Genomic DNA, 15,883 nt, shown 5'->3' with positions numbered 1-15,883 from the left:
GAGGGGGTATCAACTTCTGGCGTTGATTTTTGGCACGCTGTTGAGTTCTCAAGGAACGGAAGCTTTCCGCTCTTTTTTGTTTCCCGCCTTCCGGCGTGTTCTCCACTTTAGCGCACTTTCACCGCTCCGCCGAATCGCGTCTGCCGAGTGACATGAGTGTGCGCCGCGGTGTTCCGTCGGCGGAGGTTGAACAGTACATCGAGCCCTCAGGAGAGGCAAATCAGGCCCGCGGCGCGCCTCGCGCCGATGATCGTTCGGGGGCTTCGGCGCCCCTGCGGATCCCTTGTTCCTATGTTTTAGGCTTCTGTCCGGTACCGCCGCCCGGCAAACCCGCGGGACCGGCGCCTTCGTACTGCGCCCCCTAGGAGGCTTCCCCATGACGAGCGTGACCTCCCCGTTGGCGGGGCGGGCCATCGGGCTCGCCGCCGTCCCCGATCCGGTGTTCGCCGGTGCCATGGTGGGGCCCGGCATGGCGATCGACCCCGTGCGCGCTCCCATGACGGCGGTCTCCCCGGTGGACGGCGTGGTCGTCTCGATGCACCCGCACGCCTTCGTGGTGGTGGACGCGGCGGGGCACGGCGTACTGACCCATCTGGGCATCGACACCGTGCAACTGGGCGGGGAGGGGTTCGAGGTCCTGGTGAACAAGGGGGACACGGTCGGCAGGGGCACCCCGGTGGTGCGCTGGGACCCGGCGGCCGTGGAGGCTGCCGGCCGCTCCCCCATCTGCCCCGTGGTGGCGCTCGAGGCGAACGCGGAGTCGCTGGCGGACGTGGTCGAGAGCGGACCCGTCGAGGCGGGCTCCCCGATCTTCCTCTGGCGCTGAGCCCTCCGCCCGGCCGCCCCGGCCGGGCGGGGACCGTGCGCGGGCCGTCCGACTTGGTCCTTCCCGCGCCTTCGCGGTTTCATCAGTCCGCATCTCTACTAGCGCGCTCCAGTCGACTTGGTGTGCGGCGGGCGCGCTGTCTGTGAAGAACGACCAGCACGCGGCGGGCCTCCGCCGCACCGACCGGAACGGATGAAGATGGAGACCACGCTGCGAGGCGTCGGCGTCAGCCACGGTGTCGCGATCGGCCCGGTGCGGCACATGGGTACCGCCGTCCTCGAACCGCCGGCCAAGCAGATCCCCGAGCAGGACGCGCCGCGGGAGCAGAACCGGGCGCAGCAGGCCGTCGAGGCGGTCGCGGCCGACCTGGTGGCGCGCGGGAACCTCGCCGGGGGCGAGGCGCAGGCCGTGCTCGAGGCGCAGGCGATGATGGCGCAGGACCCCGAGCTGATGGCGGACGTGGAGCGCCGCATCGCCGTCGGCAGCTCCGCCGAGCGGGCCATCTACGACGCCTTCGCCGCGTACCGCGCGCTGCTGGCCGCGGCCGGCGACTACCTGGCGGGCCGGGTGGCGGACCTGGACGACGTGCGGAACCGGATCGTGGCCCGGCTGCTCGGGGTGCCGATGCCGGGGGTGCCGGACAGCGACCAGCCGTACGTGCTGATCGCGCGGGACCTGGCGCCGGCGGACACCGCGCTGCTCGACCCGTCCCTGGTGCTGGGCTTCGTGACCGAGGAGGGCGGGCCCACCAGCCACAGCGCGATCCTGGCCCGGGCCATGGGCGTGCCCGCCGTGGTGGCGCTGCCCGGTGCGACGGACCTGGTCGAGGGCGTGGTCGTGGCCGTGGACGGCAGCACCGGCGAGGTGACCGTCGAGCCGAGCGAGGCCAGGCGGGCGGAGCTGGAGCGGGCCGCGGCGGAGCGCAAGGCGGCGCTGGCCGCCTCCTCCGGTCCGGGGGCGACCTCGGACGGGCACAGGGTGCCGCTGCTGGCGAACGTGGGCGGGCCCGCCGACGTGGCGGCCGCGGTGGAGGCGGGCGCCGAGGGCGTGGGCCTGTTCCGGACGGAGTTCCTGTTCCTGGACGACTCCAAGCAGGCGCCGTCGGAGGACACGCAGGCGGAAACGTATCGCCGGGTGCTGGAGGCGTTCCCCGAGGGCCGGGTCGTGGTGCGGGTGCTGGACGCGGGCGCGGACAAGCCGCTGGAGTTCCTCACCCCGGGCGACGAGCCGAACCCGGCGCTGGGGGTGCGGGGCCTGCGGGTGCTGCTGGAGCACCCCGCGGTGCTGCGGACCCAGTTGCGGGCGCTGGCCAGGGCCGCGGAGGGGCTGCCGGTGCACCTGGAGGTCATGGCGCCGATGGTGGCGGACCGGGCGGACGCCAAGGCGTTCGCGGACGCGTGCCGCGAGGCGGGGCTCGAGGCCAAGTTCGGAGCGATGGTGGAGATCCCGTCGGCCGCGCTGCGGGCCCGCTCGATCCTGCGGGAGGTGGAGTTCCTGTCGCTGGGCACCAACGACCTGGCGCAGTACACCTTCGCCGCGGACCGGCAGGTCGGCTCGCTCTCCCGGTTGCAGGACCCGTGGCAGCCCGCGCTGCTCGACCTGGTGGCGGCGGCGGCCGAGGCGGCGCGGGCCGAGGGCAAGAGCTGCGGCGTGTGCGGCGAGGCCGCCTCGGACCCGACGCTGGCGTGCGTGCTGACCGGGCTCGGGGTGACCAGCCTGTCCATGGGCGCCGCCTCGATCCCGTACGTGCGGGCGACGCTGGCCAAGCACACCCTCGCCCAGTGCGAGCGGGCCGCCGCGGCGGCGCGCGCGGCGGACACCGCGCAGGAGGCGCGGACGGCGGCCCTGGCGGTGCTGTCCGGGGAGTGAGGGCGGCACCGGGGCGGCGCGGCTCGCCGCCCCGGTGGGTGTGCGGAGGGTGTCTCGGCCGGTCGGCGAGGCGCCCTCCGCCGTCATCCGCCCTCCCTGGCGGCGGGCGGGCCCGGGGGGTCCGGCGGGTCGTCGAGGGTGAAGCCGGCCTCGTAGTCCACGTCGGGTTCCGGGGCGATGGGCTCGCCGGTGCGGTGGTCGGTGCAGTAGGCGTCGAAGACCTCGGCGGCGGTGAGCGGGTGCAGCCGCCCGTCGCGCAGGGCCCAGCCGCGGACCGTGTCGCGCCCGCCGGGGCCGCCGCGGGTGCGCAGCACGGCTCCGCCTCCGCCGCCGGTGGCGTGGCCCGCGGCGAGGACGGCGCAGAACAGGGCGGCGTCCTCGCCCGCGGTGGGGCCGCCCGCGTCGACGACGGCGAGCAGCGGCGCGCCGTGCACGTTGGCGCTGCCGACGAGGTGGTGCTCGCCGGGCCCGGCCCGCTCCAGCAGGGCGGCCAGCTCCCGGGTGAGGCGGGCGTGCACGGCGGAGCCGGTCTCCTCCTCGCGGCGCAGCGCCCGGGTGGCCAGGGCCCGGGTGGCGCGCCGCTCCGCCTGCCGGACGACGGCGTGCACCAGGTCCGCCAGGGGCTGGCCCGTGTAGGGCACGGCGGCGCCGGGGCCGGCGACGTCGGCGGCGTAGCGGGCGCGGGTGACGGCGGCGTCGGGGTCGAGGCCGCGCCGCTCGCACCAGGTGGCGTACTCGGCGGGGTCGAAGACGGCGACCAGGACGTGCAGCCCGCGGGAGCGCAGGGCGCGCAACTGCTCCTCCACGTGGCGCAGGTACCCGCCGTAGTCGGTGAAGGGGAAGCTGGTGTAGTGGCGCATGGCCGCGAAGTCCTCGTGGCCGACGAGGACGGCGACGGTGCACGGCACGTCCCTGCGCCGGGCCGCGTGCGCGTCGCGGCCGCGCCCGCCGGGGCCGCGGCCCGGGCCACGCCCCGGATGGCGCCCCGGGTGGCGGCCGCGCCCGGGCTGGGGGCCGCCGGAGCGGCGGGCGGCGGCGCCGCTGGTGGACGGGTGTCTGGTGCGGGCCATGTCTTCCCCCTCGACGCGGCAAGGAACCGATGCTCACTCACCGTAACGGGAGGGTCCGACAACGGCCCGTCGGGCGCGGCCGACCGGGGTCAGCGGGCGGCGGCGCGTTCGCGGCCGAGGCGGGCGAAGACCTCCAGCAGGGCGGCGTCGTCCACGGATCCGGGGTTGACGGCGTCGCCGGGCGCGGCGCCCTGGAGGAGCTTCTTGACGGGGACCTCGATGCGCTTGCCGGTGAGGGTGTGCGGGATGCCGGGGACGGCGATGATCTCGTCGGGGACGTGGCGGGGCGAGACCTGTTCGCGGATGACGCGTTTGACGCGGTCGCGCAGCGCGTCGTCGAGCTCGGCGCCCTCGGCGAGGTGGACGAACAGGGGCATCCAGTAGCCGCCGTCGGGTTCCTCGATGCCGATGACCAGGGACTCGCGGATCTCGGGCAGGCGTTCGACGGCCTCGTAGATGTCGGCGGAGCCCATGCGGACGCCCTGCCGGTTGAGGGTGGAGTCGGAGCGGCCGTGGACGACGACGGTGCCGCGGGAGCTGAGGGTGATCCAGTCGCCGTGCCGCCACACGCCGGGGAACATCTCGAAGTAGCTCTCGCGGTAGCGCCGGTCGCCGGGGTCGTTCCAGAAGCGGACGGGCATGGACGGCATGGGCCCGGTGACGACGAGTTCGCCGACCTCGTCGGTGACGGGCCTGCCGGCGGGGTCCCACGCCCGGAGGTCCGTGCCCAGGCAGGGGGCCTGGAGCTCGCCGACGTACACGGGCAGGGTGGGGACGGCTCCGGCGAAGCAACTGCACACGTCGGTGCCGCCGCTGACGGAGGCGATCCAGGCGTCGGGGCTGACCTCGTCGTGGATCCAGGTGAAGCCGTCGGGCGGCAGCGGGGAGCCGGTGGTGGCGACGCAGCGCAGGCGGCTGAGGTCCAGGTCGCGGCCGGGGTGGACGTCGGCCTTGCGGCAGGCCACGACGTAGGCGGCGGAGGTGCCGAAGACGGTGACGCCGGTGCGTTCGGCCACCCGCCACTGGGCGTCGGTGGTGGGGTGGCCCGGGCTGCCGTCGTAGAGCACGGCGGTGGCGCCGGACAGCAGGCCGCCGACGAGGAAGTTCCACATCATCCAGCCGGTGGAGGTGTACCAGAAGAACCGGTCGCCGGGGCCGAGATCGAGGTGGAGGCCGGTCTGCTTGAGGTGCTCGAGCAGGATGCCGCCCTGGGAGTGGACGATGGCCTTGGGCAGCCCGGTGGTGCCGGAGGAGTACAGCACCCACAGCGGGTGGTCGAACGGGACCTGCTCGTAGACGGGTTCGGTGTCGCCCGAGGTGACGGCGGACCACTCCAGGGCGCCGTCGGGCGCGGGCGTGCCGAGCAGGGGGACGTGCACCACCGCGCGCAGGGTGGGCAGTTCGCGGCGCAGCTCGGCGACGACCTCGCGGCGGTCGTGCTCCTTGCCGCCGTAGCGGTAGCCGTCGACGGTGACCAGCACGACGGGCTCGACCTGCTGGAAGCGGTCCAGGACGCTGCGGGCGCCGAAGTCGGGGGCGCAGGAGGTCCACACGGCGCCGACGGCGGCGGTGGCGAGCAGGGCGACGACGGCGTGCGGGACGTTGGGCAGGTAGCCGCTGACGCGGTCGCCAGGGCGCACGCCGAGGCTGCGCAGGTGCGCGGCGAGCGCGGCGACCTGGCGGCGCAGCTCGGCCCAACTGGTCTCGGCGGGCTGCCGGGTCTCGTCGAGGTGGATCAGGGCGGGGGCGTCGGGGCGCTCCCCGGCGGGGCGCAGCACGTGCTCGGTGTAGTTGAGGGTGGCGCCGGGGAACCAGCGGGCGCCGGGCATGGCGGGGTCGGCGAGCACCGCCTCCCAGGGGGTGGTGAAGCGCACCTCGTACCACTCGGCGACGGCCTGCCAGAAGCGCGCCGGCTCGGTGACGGACCACTGGTGCAGGGCGCGGTAGGAGGCGGCGGGGTCGCCGGGGGCGGGGGCGGGCGCGCCGTGGCGCTCGGCGGCCCAGGTGTGGAAGCGGGTGAGCTGGGCGGCCCTGACCTGCTCCTGGCTGGGCTGCCACAGCGGTTCGGGGTGGTCGTGGTCGTTGCTGCTCATGCGGCTCGCGGCTCCCGGGCGGTGCGGTACGTCGTCGGACCGCGGCACGGCCTTCGTGCCCGGCCCCGCGCCCCGCGGCGCGTGGTGCGGCGCCGGCGCGGTGCAACGGACGATGCCATGTGATCGTCGCCGGTGCCAAGGGTGCCCGTGCGGCCGGCGGGGCGGGCGCGCCCCGGCTCGTTCCGGAACGGTCCGGGAGCGGGGTGGTGAACGCCGGATGACCTTTTCACGACGGGATTCGGTCGGGGCCGCGTGCGGGCGGGGGGGGGGGGGGGGGGGGGGGGGCTTTGGTGGGATGGTGAGGGCATGGATGCGCGTGACCTGGTGCGGTCGCTTGGAGGGGCGGGTTCCGGCTACCGGTGGGGCGCGCTGCGGGGCGCGGTCGCGCGGCGCCGCCAGGACGCCGGGCACCTGCCGCGCGGCGGCGGTGAGCGGGCCAGGGCGCCGGGGCGGGCGCGCGGTGCCGAGCCGGTGCCCGGCGGTGGCCTGTTCACGTTCTCCCGGTCCGCGCTGCGGGTGCGGGTCGCGGTGGGCGGCGCGGTGTTCTGCGGCTGGGACGGGGCGGGGCCCGAGCCGTCGTACGCGCTGGCCGGCGACTGCCCGGCGGCGGACACGCGGGCCTCGCTGGAGCCGGACACCGACGGCGGCTGGCGGGTGGTCTCGGAGCGGGCCATCGTGGTCGTCACCACGCAGGGGGTGGTGGAGTTCCGCACGCCCGGCGGGGTGCTGCTGCGCCGGGACCTGCCGCCGCGCTGGTGGGACGCGGAGGGCGGCGGGGCGCGCTGGGAGCAGTCCTCGGAGCTGGCCGCGGACGCGGACGTGTACGGGCTCGGCGGGCGGGCGGCGGGGCCGCGGCTGCCCGAGGGCACGTACCGGCTGTGGAACACCGATCCGGGCCGGGGGTTCGGGCCCGGGGACGACCCGCTGCACGTCACCATGCCCGTGCAGTTCGTGGCCGCGGGCGCGGGCTGCCACCTGGTGTTCCACGACAACACCTGGGACGGCAGGGTGCGGCTGCGCGACGGCGAGGAGGGCAACGGCTCGGGCCACGACCGGCCGGCGTGCGCGGAGCTGCGGATGGACGGCGGGCCGCTGCGGTACTGGGTGCTGCTGGGCACCCCGGGGCGGCTGCTGCGCAACTGGGCGGCGCTGACGGGCCGGCCCGCGGTGCCGCCGCGGTGGGCGCTGGACCACCAGCACGCGCGGTGGGGGGCGGGCGACGCCGACGAGGTGCGGCGGGTCGTGGCCGGGTACCGGGAGCGGGGGGCGGCGCCGGCGGCGGTGCACCTGGACGCCGGGCACCTGGACGGGCGCCGGGCGTTCACGGTGGACCCCGGCGGCTTCCCGGACCTGCCGGGGCTGGCCAAGGAGCTGGGCGAGGACGGGGTGCGCCTGGTGTCGGTGGTGGACCCGGCGGTGCGCCCCGAGCCCGGCGACCCGGTGTACGACAGCGGCGCGGCGGCGGACGTGTTCTGCCGTGACCCGCGGGGACGGGCGGCGCGGGGCGCGGGGCGGGCGGGCCCGTCGGTGTTCCCCGACTTCACCTCGCCCCGGGCGCGCGCCTGGTGGTCGGGGCTGTACGCGGAGCGGGTGGCGCAGGGCTTCTCCGGGGTGTGGCACGACAGGTGCGAGCCCGCGGTGTTCACCGCGTTCGGCGACGCCACGCTGCCGCGCTCCACCCGGCACGCGCTGGACGGCAGGGGCGGCGACCACCGCGAGGCGCACAATGTGTACGGGCTGCTGATGGCGCGGGCCGGGTACGAGGGGCTGCGCGAGCTGCGGCCCGGGGAGCGGCCGTTCGTGCTGTCCCGCTCGGGCTGGGCGGGGATGCAGCGGTACGGGGGCGCCTGGGCGGGGGAGGCGGCCGCGGGGTGGGCGGGGCTGCGGGCCTCGCTGGCGCTGGTGCTGGGGCTCGGCCTGTGCGGGGTGCCGTACGCCGGGCCCGACGTGGGCGGGCGCGGCCGGCCCTCCCCCGAGCTGTATCTGCGGTGGCTTCAGCTCGGCGCGTACCTGCCGCTGCTGCGCACCGGCTCGGGGCGCGGCGCGGGGCGTGAGCCGTGGGAGGTGCCGCCCGCGGTGGCGGCGCACGCGCGGGCGGCGCTGGAGGAGCGGCGGCGCCTGGTGCCCTATCTGCTGACGCTGGCGCACGAGGCGGCGCGCACCGGTGCGCCGTACGCGCGGCCGGTGTGGTGGCGCGACCCCGGCGACCGGGCGCTGCGCGCGGTCGGGGACGCCTTCCTGCTGGGGGACGCGCTGCTGGTGGCGCCGGTGCTGGGGCCGGGGGTGGAGCGGCGGGAGGTGCGGCTGCCTGCGGGACGCTGGTACGACCGGGCCACCGGGCAGGTGTTCGACGGGCCGGGGGTGGTGCGGGTGGACGCGCCGCTGGAGCGGGCGCCGGTGCTGGTGCGGGCGGGCGCGGTGGTGCCGGTGGCGGACGGCGCGGGCCGGGTGGAGCTGGAGGTGTGGGCGCCGGAGCCGGGGGACGTGGGCGGGGGGTCGCTCGCGGTGGACGCCGGGGACGGGTGGGCCGAGCCGGCGGTGGAGCGGTTCGCGGTGCGGTGGGACGGCGGGCGGGTGGTGGTGGAGCGGGAGGGCTCAGCCGGCGCCGGGTACCCCGTCCGGTTGCGCGGCGCCGCCGGGTGAGGGGCCGTCCCAGGTGAACCGCGGTTCGCGCCGCTCGGCGAACGCCGCCAGGCCCTCGGGCACCTCGCCGCTGGTGCGGGAGATCCGCTCCCAGGCGCGGACCCGCTCGGGGTCGAGGCGGGGGGCGTCGATGATCTCCTTGGCGGCGCGGACGGTGAGCCGGGAGCGGGCGGCGACGGCGCGGGCGAACGCGTAGGCGCGCTCCCGGGCCTCGTCCGGCTCCCACACCATGTCGACCAGGCCGATGCGCAGCGCGTGCTCGGCGTCGACGAGCTCGCCGGAGAACAGCAGGTACTTCGCCGCGGGCGCGCCGACGAGGGCGGCGAGGCGGCGGGTGGAGCCCGCGTCGTAGACGATGCCGAGCCGGGCCGGGGGCAGGCCGAAGCGCGCGGTGCGGTCGGCGAAGCGCAGGTCGCAGGCGGCGGCGAGCTGGCAGCCGCCGCCCACGCAGGCGCCGGCAATCAGGGCGACGGTGGGCTTGGGGAAGCCCGCGAGGGCCTGTTCGGCGGCGGAGTTGAGGGCGTGGAAGGCGTCGGCGGCGCCGGGGTCGGCGTAGATCTCGCGCAGCTCGTGGATGTCGGCGCCGGCGGAGAAGGTGCCGCCGGTGCCGGTCAGGACGACGACGGCGGTGGCGGGGTCGGCGGCGAGGCGGGCGAGGATGCCGGGCAGGGCGGCCCACATCCGGGTGGTCAGCGCGCCGCGGGCGTGCGGGCGGTCGATGCGCACGGTGGCCACGCCGTCCTCGACGTGGGTGTGCAGCCCTTCGGTGGTGGGCGGCGGCGCGGGGTCGGTCCCGGCCGGTCCCGGCCGCGCGGTGTCACGGGGAGCGCTCACGGGCATGGACGGTACCGGGCCGGGACCGGGCGGGGCCACGCGGGACGGATCAGGGGTAGAGCCCGTCGAACCAGCAGTGGGCGGCCCTGGTGTGCAGCGCGAAGGCCAGCTCCTTCGGGTGGGGCAGCAGCTCCCAGCCCTCGGTCTCCTCGGTGGGGGTGGACGGGGGCAGGTCCCGGATGTCGCGCTCCTCCAGGGTGCCGAAGACGAGCAGGTGCCCGTCGGGGGCGCTGAGGGTGTCGGCGAGGCGCACCTCGCCGGCGTCGGCGGTGATGCCGGTCTCCTCGGCGAGTTCGCGCACCAGCGCCTGCTGCCAGGTCTCGCCGAGGTTGACGTAGCCGCCGGGCAGGGCGAGCAGGCCGCGCCGGGGCTCGATGGCGCGGCGGACCACCGCGAGGCCCGGCGGGTTGTCGCCGTCGCGGACGGGGAGCAGGGCGACGGCGACCGGCAGCGGATTGCGGAAGGCCGTGGCGCCGCAGTGCGAGCAGTCGCGGGGCCACCCAAGATCCGGGGGGTACGCGCTGCCGCAGTACGAACAGTGAGCGTCCTTGGTGCGAACGCTTGATGGAATCGCAGGCACGATCGGAGGGTATCCCCTGACCGGCGTCGTTGAGGAGTGTCAAGAGGGCCGTGGGCGACCGGCTCGCGGCCTGCTATGAACTGCCCATGACACTACACGCACACCCGCGCGTCCCCCGCGCCGCCGCCCTCGCGGCCGCGCTGGTCGCCGCCCTCCTGCTCGCCGTCCTCCCGGCGCCGCGTGCGCAGGCCCGGGACGGCGCTCCGCCGGGGGTGTTCGTGGCGCTCCGGGACGTGGATCCGACCATCCTCCACGACATCCGCTACCACGGCTCCCACAACTTCGTCGGCCGCCCGGTGGCGGGCTACGAGGAGCCGCTGTGCCTGCTCACGCGGCCCGCGGCCAGGGCGCTCGCCCGGGCGCAGCGGTCATTCCTCAGGCAGGGCTACTCGCTGAAGGTGTACGACTGCTTCCGGCCGCAGCGGGCGGTGGACGACTTCGTGCGCTGGGCCCGGGACCTGGACGACGAGCTGATGAAGGCGGAGTTCTACCCGCGGGTGGAGAAGTCGGCGCTGTTCGCGGACGGCTACATCGCCGAGCGGTCGGGCCACAGCCGGGGCAGCACGCTGGACGTCACGCTGGTGCGGCTGCCCGCCGCCCCGCAGCGGCCCTGGGTGCCGGGCGAGCCGCTGCGCGACTGCACCGCCCCGGTGGGCGAGCGCTTCCCGGACAACGGGGTGGACATGGGCACGGGCTACGACTGCTTCGACACCCTGTCGCACACCGACGACCCCCGGGTGGGCGGCGGGGCGCGGGCCCACCGCGGGCTGCTCAGGAGCGGCCTGGAGGCGGCCGGGTTCACCAACTACCCGCAGGAGTGGTGGCACTTCACGCTCGCGGACGAGCCGTTCCCCGGCACGTACTTCGACTTCCCCGTCGCGCGCCGCTCCGTGCGCCGCTGACGCCCCCGGTCGCTCGCGCGCCCCGTGAGGCGGTGCGGGGCGGTGCGGCGGGGCCACCCCCGTGGGCCCCGCCGCATCTCCCCCGCGGGTGGACGCGGGGGGCGCGGGGCGGAGTTCCGGCTCCCGCCGAGGATCACTCGTTCGAGTGAAGAGGAGGGGATTCGCGCCTCTGGTCGGCGCGGAGATGCTCCGCCTACGGTGGGGGGATGGCGAAGGAGAGCGCGGCCGAGCACGGGCCGTTCGAGTCGTTCGAGGAGTTCTGGCCGTACTACGTCGCGATGCACTCCAAGGCGGCCACCCGGTGGGTGCACCTGGCCGGGACGCTGACGGGGCTCGCGGTGACCGTGTACGGCGCGGCGCGGGGGCGGCGGGCGCTGCTGGCGGGGCTGCCCGTCATCGGGTACGGCGCGGCCTGGCCCGCGCACTTCCTCATCGAGGGGAACAATCCCGCCACGTTCGGTCATCCGCTGTGGTCGCTGCGCGGGGACGCGCGGATGATCGCGACGATGCTGGCCGGGCGGGACCGGGAGCTGGGCGAGACCGCGCGCAAGTGGCTCGCGGAGCACGGGCAGGCGCTGGAGCGGCCCGGAGGGGTCTGAAGGGCGTGAAGGCGCGCCGGACGCGGGGTGTGTGCCGCCGCGGCCGGCGCGCGCTCGGGGGGCGGTGGGGCCGGTCAGACGTGGCCGCGCCAGGCACCGGTCTCCTGGCCGCGCGACTCGATGAAGGCCTTGAACCGCTCCAGGTCGCCCTTGGTGCGGCGGGTGAGGAAGCCCAGCTTGTCGCCGACGGTCTCGGTGAGGCCCTCGGGGTCGTGGTCGAGCTGCACCATGATCTTGGTGTGGGTGTCGTCCAGGCGGTGGAAGGTGACCACGCCCGCCTGCTTGGGGCCGGAGACCGAGGTCCAGGCGACCCGCTCGTCCGGGATCTGCTCGGTGATCTCGGCGTCGAACTCCCGCTTGGCGCCGCCGATCTTCGTCACCCAGTGGGTGCGGGTGTCGGTGACCTGGTCCACGCGCTCCACACCGTCCATGAACCGCGGGAACTCGGTGAACTGGGTCCACTGGTTGTAGGCGGTCCGCACCGGCACCTCGACCTCGACCGACTGCTCGATCTTCGTGGTCATGCGGTGTTTCTCCTTCGCTGGTCGGGGTGGGGGTCTTCCCCGTCTTCCCTTGGTCCTTGCTCTCGAGCACTCGGGCCGCGGGACACGCGCCCCGGGTCGTCCGCCGTGGGCCGCCGTGTCCTCGCGTCCCGGCCGGAATCGTGCTCCGTTTTGTCCGGCCTTCTCCTCGCGTGCCCCGCGTCGGCCGCTTCATGCGGCGGTTTCGCGGCGGGCGCGGCGTGGCAGACTTTCTGACGTGGTGTCAGATGAGGTGAGCGGCGTCCCCCGGCCCGTGGTCGAGGGGTGGTTCACCGCGGCGGACGGCGGCGGGTTCCGGCTGCTGGGCACCCGGTGCGCGGACTGCTCGGCGGTGTTCTTCCCCCGCGAGGACCTGGCCTGCCGCGATCCCGGCTGCGGCGGGACCCGCCTGGAGCAGGTGCCGCTCTCGCCGCGCGGCCGGGTCTGGTCGTACACCGACAGCCGCTACCGCCCGCCCGCCCCCTACCCCGCCGACCCCGGCGCGCCGTGGGAGCCGTTCACGCTGGTCGCGGTGGAGCTGGCCGCCGAGGGCCTGGTGGTGCTCGGGCAGGCGGCGCCGGGCGTGGGCGTGGACGACCTGGCGGTGGGGATGGAGGTGGAGGTCGTGCCCGGGGTGCTGGAGGACGGCGGCGGACGCAGGACGGCCACCTGGAACTGGCGGCCGGTGCGGGAAGGCGGCGGCGGATGAGCGGCGACGTCGCGGTGCTCGGGGCGGGGATGCACCCGTGGGGCAAGTGGGGACGCGGGTTCGTCCCCTACGGCGTGGCCGCGGCGCGGCTGGCCCTGGCGGACGCCGGCGTCGACTGGGAGCGGGTGGACCTGGTGTCCGGCGCGGCCACCGTGCGGGGCGGCTACCCCGGGCACGTGGCCGGGGCGGCGTTCGCCCGGGCGCTGGGGTGGCAGGGCGCCCGGGTGTCCACCGCGTACGCGGCCTGCGCCTCCGGCGGGCAGGCGATCAACACGGCGCGGGCCCAGATCCTCGCCGGGATGGCGGAGGTGGCGCTGGTGGTGGGCGCGGACTCGGCGCCCAAGGGGTTCTTCGCCCCGGCCGGCGGCGAGCGCCCCGACGACCCGGACTGGCTGCGCTTCCGGGTGCTCGGGGCCACCAACCCCGCCTACTTCGCCCTGTACGCGCGACGACGGATGGCGCTGTACGGCGACACCCCGGCGGACTTCGCCCGGGTGAAGGTGAAGAACGCGGCGGCGGGCGCGGCCAACCCCCTGGCGCGCTACCGCAGGGCCGTCACCGAGGCGGAGGTCGCCGCGTCCCCCGTGGTCGCCGACCCGCTGCGGCTGCTCGACGTGTGCGCCACCTCCGACGGCGGGGCGGCGCTGGTGCTGGCCAGTACGGCGTTCGCCCGGCGGCACACGGCCGACCCGGTGCGGCTGCGCGCCGTGGCCACCGTCACCCCCCGCTACCCGCGCGGCGAGCCGGACCTGCCGGACCTCGCCTCCGACCCGTGCCCGGCCGGGACCCCGCGGCCGCCGGACCTGCGGCGGTCGGTGGTGTCGGCCGCCTGCGAGGAGGCCGGGGTCGGCCCCGGGGACCTGGACCTGGCGGAGGTGTACGACCTGTCCACGGCGCTGGAGCTCCAGTGGTACGAGGACATCGGCCTGTGCCCGCCCGGCGAGGCCGCGGGGCTGCTGCGCTCGGGCGCGACCGCGCTCGGCGGGCGGATCCCCGTCAACCCCAGCGGCGGCCTCGCGTCGTTCGGCGAGGCCGTGCCCGCGCAGGGCATCGCCCAGGTCTGCGAGGCCGTCCGGCAGTTGCGCGGCGAGGCCGGGGACCGCCAGGTGGCGGGAGCGCGGGTGGCCCTGACGGCGAACCAGGGCCTGTTCGGGCACGGGTCCGCCGTGGTGGTGCTCCGCTGAGGGGTGGGAAAACGGTTCAGCGGGTCAGGGCGCGGCGGGCTGGGGGACGCGGGCGCGGGCGGAGCTCGCCAGGGCGTGCTCGACGACCGTGATGAGCACCTCCTTGGCGGACTCGCGCTGACGGGCGTCGCAGGACACCACGGGCACGTGCGGGTCCAGGTCGAGCGCGTCGCGCACCGCCTGCTCGGGGAAGGTGCGGGCGCCCTCGAAGCAGTTGACCGCGACGGTGAAGGGGATGCCGCGCCGCTCGAAGTAGTCGACGGCGGCGAAGCAGTCCTCGAGCCGCCGCGTGTCGGCCAGCACCACGGCGCCGAGCGCGCCGGTGGCCAGCTCGTCCCACAGGAACCAGAACCGGTCCTGGCCGGGCGTGCCGAACAGGTACAGCACCAGTCCCTCGCGCACGGTGATCCGGCCGAAGTCCATGGCGACCGTGGTCGTGGTCTTCTGCTCGACGCCCGCGGTGTCGTCCACGGGCCTGCCGACCTCGCTGAGCGCCTCCTCGGTGCGCAGCGGCTTGATCTCGCTGACGGCGCCGACGAGGGTGGTCTTGCCCACGCCGAAGCCGCCAGCGACCAGGATCTTGAGTGCCAGCGGGTCCTTCTCCGGCTCCCGTTGGCGCCGCTCAGAGCGCCCGAAGACCATCGGCTTCTTCTCCCGTTGTGTTGTCCGTGCTGCTCACAGGCATCATCGGCCCTGGGGCGCCGTACCGCCGCCACCACCAGCAGAGGAACATTACTACGCTGGGCCACGGGGCAACTGCCTTGCGACACCTGATCGTTGCCCCGGACAGGCAGTGGGGGCGGCGGGGCCGGCCCGCGGGCGCCCGGCGCGGGGCGGCCGGGGTCACGGGGAGGCGGCCGGCTCCTGGGTGCCGCCCGGCGCGCCGGCCAGGAGCGGGGCGACTGCCTCCGCGACCGCCGCGCACCGCAGATAGCGGGTGGCCCGGTGGAAGTCGAACAGGCCGACGCCCTCCTCCAGGTCCGCGTCGACGCCGTGGAAGTGGTCCCGCAGCGGACGCGGCACCGCCAGCGGGTCGGCGCGGCCGCGGACGTTGACCCAGCGTCCGACGCCGGGCGGCTTCCGGCCGCGCCCGTCGGCGTCGGGGGCGGGCACCAGCCGGTGCAGCACGGCGTGCGGCAGGGCGAGCGGGGCGCCGAGGGTCAGCAGCAGCTCGACGTGCAGCTCGGGGTGGGCGTGCAGGGCCTCGTAGGCGACGACCGCGCCCAGGGAGTGCGCGATGACCACGCGCGGCCGGTGCGCGGCGATGGTCCCGGCGACCTCCTCGCGCGCCGCGGTCCGCGCCGGTTCGTCGGGGTGCCGCAGATAGACGGCGAGCTCGCGGAAGCACGTCGCCACGAACAGCCGGGTCAGCCGCCCGTCGAGGCCGAACCGGCGGGCGACGATGCCCACCGCGTGCCGCAGCGGCATGGCGGCCGGGCCGTCGGAGGTGGCGCGGGGCAGGCCGAGCGCGTCGAGCCACTCGGTGACGGCGTGGGCGGCGTCCGGGTCGAGGTGGTCGAGCCGGTCGTCGGCGGGCCCCCGGGGTGCGGGCCTGCCGAGGTGCAGGTGGTGGGCGTAGTAGGCGAAGGCGAGGTCGACGTCGTAGGCCGCGCCGCGCAGCCCGGGGACGAGGTCGCCCGTCCAGGTGGCGGCGCGGGCCCGGGACACGGTCTCGGGCGGGTGGCCCGGTGCGTGGTTGCCGACTCCGTGGACGGCGACGATGTGGGACAGGGTCTTCCTCCTCGCTGGCGGCCCCTGGGTGCGCGGGCGGGGCGCGGGTGACGGCTCGTCCGGAACGGGGCCGCGGGCGGGGCGCGGGCCCGCCGGGGGCGGCGGCGGGAGGCGGGCCGGCGGCGGGCCCGGCGGGTGCGGCGGGGAGGAGCCGGCTCGGCGCCGGGCGGGGGAAGGGCGAGCGGTGACGGGGCGCCCGCCTCGGGGTCCTCGGCGGGCTTCCGCCACCGCTCGATGTCGTTCCCGGCGCGCGCGGCGGGGCGCCCCGGCGCGTGCGGTCCGCCGCCGCGCACAGCAGCGCCGCGCGCCGGTGGGCGCGCCG

14 protein-coding genes are annotated in these 15,883 nt (G+C 76.5%); 7 read left to right on the top strand and 7 right to left on the bottom strand.

All coding sequences use genetic code 11. From position 1 onward, the window contains the following. The first annotated feature begins 376 nt into the window (after positions 1-376). Together ACYVO2_RS36455 and ptsP are read left to right on the top strand one after the other, a co-directional pair. Positions 377-826 (top strand): PTS sugar transporter subunit IIA, encoded by a 450-nt coding sequence (locus tag ACYVO2_RS36455; RefSeq protein WP_461012419.1) that lies wholly within the window; start codon positions 377-379, stop codon positions 824-826. Positions 827-1,024: 198 nt separating this feature from the next. Next, positions 1,025-2,695 (top strand): phosphoenolpyruvate--protein phosphotransferase, encoded by a 1,671-nt coding sequence (ptsP, locus tag ACYVO2_RS36450; protein WP_461012418.1) that lies wholly within the window; start codon positions 1,025-1,027, stop codon positions 2,693-2,695. 83 nt (positions 2,696-2,778) lie between these two features. Here the strand turns inward: ptsP and ACYVO2_RS36445 are convergent, their stop codons facing one another. Beyond that, positions 2,779-3,765, bottom strand: a complete 987-nt coding sequence (locus tag ACYVO2_RS36445; RefSeq protein ID WP_461012417.1) for a hypothetical protein — start codon at positions 3,763-3,765, stop codon at positions 2,779-2,781. Between the two features lie 89 nt (positions 3,766-3,854). After that, positions 3,855-5,858: an acetoacetate--CoA ligase gene (locus ACYVO2_RS36440; protein WP_461012416.1), complete on the bottom strand. Its 2,004-nt coding sequence runs from the start codon at positions 5,856-5,858 to the stop codon at positions 3,855-3,857. A gap of 306 nt (positions 5,859-6,164) precedes the next feature. Between ACYVO2_RS36440 and ACYVO2_RS36435 the strand changes: the two genes are divergently transcribed. Beyond that, positions 6,165-8,501, top strand: a complete 2,337-nt coding sequence (locus tag ACYVO2_RS36435) for a glycoside hydrolase family 31 protein (protein WP_461012415.1) — start codon at positions 6,165-6,167, stop codon at positions 8,499-8,501. Here ACYVO2_RS36435 and ACYVO2_RS36430 read toward each other — a convergent pair. Both ACYVO2_RS36430 and ACYVO2_RS36425 read right to left on the bottom strand, forming a co-directional pair. Beyond that, positions 8,454-9,341: an enoyl-CoA hydratase/isomerase family protein gene (locus ACYVO2_RS36430; protein WP_461012414.1), complete on the bottom strand. Its 888-nt coding sequence runs from the start codon at positions 9,339-9,341 to the stop codon at positions 8,454-8,456. The two genes, ACYVO2_RS36435 and ACYVO2_RS36430, sit on opposite strands and share 48 nt — an antisense overlap. Positions 9,342-9,384: 43 nt before the next feature. Further along, positions 9,385-9,915: an NUDIX domain-containing protein gene (locus ACYVO2_RS36425; protein ID WP_461012413.1), complete on the bottom strand. Its 531-nt coding sequence runs from the start codon at positions 9,913-9,915 to the stop codon at positions 9,385-9,387. An 86-nt stretch (positions 9,916-10,001) separates the two neighbouring features. On the opposite strand from ACYVO2_RS36425, the gene ACYVO2_RS36420 reads away from it, so the two are divergent. Both ACYVO2_RS36420 and ACYVO2_RS36415 read left to right on the top strand, forming a co-directional pair. Next, positions 10,002-10,817: a M15 family metallopeptidase gene (locus tag ACYVO2_RS36420; RefSeq protein ID WP_461012412.1), complete on the top strand. Its 816-nt coding sequence runs from the start codon at positions 10,002-10,004 to the stop codon at positions 10,815-10,817. 206 nt (positions 10,818-11,023) lie between these two features. Then, complete coding sequence (locus ACYVO2_RS36415) at positions 11,024-11,416, top strand: Mpo1-like protein (protein WP_461012411.1); 393 nt, start codon at positions 11,024-11,026, stop codon at positions 11,414-11,416. Positions 11,417-11,490: 74 nt separating this feature from the next. Here the strand turns inward: ACYVO2_RS36415 and ACYVO2_RS36410 are convergent, their stop codons facing one another. Continuing rightward, positions 11,491-11,940 (bottom strand): SRPBCC family protein, encoded by a 450-nt coding sequence (locus ACYVO2_RS36410; RefSeq protein WP_461012410.1) that lies wholly within the window; start codon positions 11,938-11,940, stop codon positions 11,491-11,493. A gap of 235 nt (positions 11,941-12,175) precedes the next feature. Between ACYVO2_RS36410 and ACYVO2_RS36405 the strand changes: the two genes are divergently transcribed. Then, entirely contained in the window at positions 12,176-12,646 is a 471-nt protein-coding gene (locus ACYVO2_RS36405; protein ID WP_461012409.1) for a Zn-ribbon domain-containing OB-fold protein, read from the top strand. Further along, on the top strand, positions 12,643-13,830 hold the full coding sequence (locus ACYVO2_RS36400) for a lipid-transfer protein (protein WP_461012408.1): 1,188 nt from the start codon (positions 12,643-12,645) through the stop codon (positions 13,828-13,830). Before ACYVO2_RS36405 ends, ACYVO2_RS36400 begins: the two co-directional genes overlap by 4 nt. A 24-nt stretch (positions 13,831-13,854) precedes the next feature. Here ACYVO2_RS36400 and ACYVO2_RS36395 read toward each other — a convergent pair whose 3' ends face one another. Together ACYVO2_RS36395 and ACYVO2_RS36390 are read right to left on the bottom strand one after the other, a co-directional pair. Beyond that, positions 13,855-14,472, bottom strand: coding sequence for a GTP-binding protein (locus ACYVO2_RS36395; RefSeq protein ID WP_461012407.1), 618 nt, complete (start codon positions 14,470-14,472; stop codon positions 13,855-13,857). A gap of 201 nt (positions 14,473-14,673) precedes the next feature. Next, positions 14,674-15,498, bottom strand: a complete 825-nt coding sequence (locus tag ACYVO2_RS36390) for a hypothetical protein (protein WP_461012406.1) — start codon at positions 15,496-15,498, stop codon at positions 14,674-14,676. Positions 15,499-15,883 lie beyond the last annotated feature (385 nt).

The sequence above is a fragment of the Streptomyces capparidis genome, assembly GCF_054782095.1.
Note: the sequence above shows the minus strand (reverse complement) of the source record. Positions and strands in the feature narration are given on the sequence as shown.

What these genes read in the sequence shown, in the direction of transcription:
- ACYVO2_RS36455 (WP_461012419.1), top strand. Translation starts at nt 377, where the DNA reads ATGACGAGCGTGACCTCCCCGTTGGCGGGGCGGGCCATCGGGCTCGCC.
- ptsP (WP_461012418.1), top strand. Translation starts at nt 1,025, where the DNA reads ATGGAGACCACGCTGCGAGGCGTCGGCGTCAGCCACGGTGTCGCGATC.
- ACYVO2_RS36445 (WP_461012417.1), bottom strand. Translation starts at nt 3,765, where the DNA reads ATGGCCCGCACCAGACACCCGTCCACCAGCGGCGCCGCCGCCCGCCGC.
- ACYVO2_RS36440 (WP_461012416.1), bottom strand. Translation starts at nt 5,858, where the DNA reads ATGAGCAGCAACGACCACGACCACCCCGAACCGCTGTGGCAGCCCAGC.
- ACYVO2_RS36435 (WP_461012415.1), top strand. Translation starts at nt 6,165, where the DNA reads ATGGATGCGCGTGACCTGGTGCGGTCGCTTGGAGGGGCGGGTTCCGGC.
- ACYVO2_RS36430 (WP_461012414.1), bottom strand. Translation starts at nt 9,341, where the DNA reads ATGCCCGTGAGCGCTCCCCGTGACACCGCGCGGCCGGGACCGGCCGGG.
- ACYVO2_RS36420 (WP_461012412.1), top strand. Translation starts at nt 10,002, where the DNA reads ATGACACTACACGCACACCCGCGCGTCCCCCGCGCCGCCGCCCTCGCG.
- ACYVO2_RS36415 (WP_461012411.1), top strand. Translation starts at nt 11,024, where the DNA reads ATGGCGAAGGAGAGCGCGGCCGAGCACGGGCCGTTCGAGTCGTTCGAG.
- ACYVO2_RS36410 (WP_461012410.1), bottom strand. Translation starts at nt 11,940, where the DNA reads ATGACCACGAAGATCGAGCAGTCGGTCGAGGTCGAGGTGCCGGTGCGG.
- ACYVO2_RS36400 (WP_461012408.1), top strand. Translation starts at nt 12,643, where the DNA reads ATGAGCGGCGACGTCGCGGTGCTCGGGGCGGGGATGCACCCGTGGGGC.
- ACYVO2_RS36395 (WP_461012407.1), bottom strand. Translation starts at nt 14,472, where the DNA reads ATGGTCTTCGGGCGCTCTGAGCGGCGCCAACGGGAGCCGGAGAAGGAC.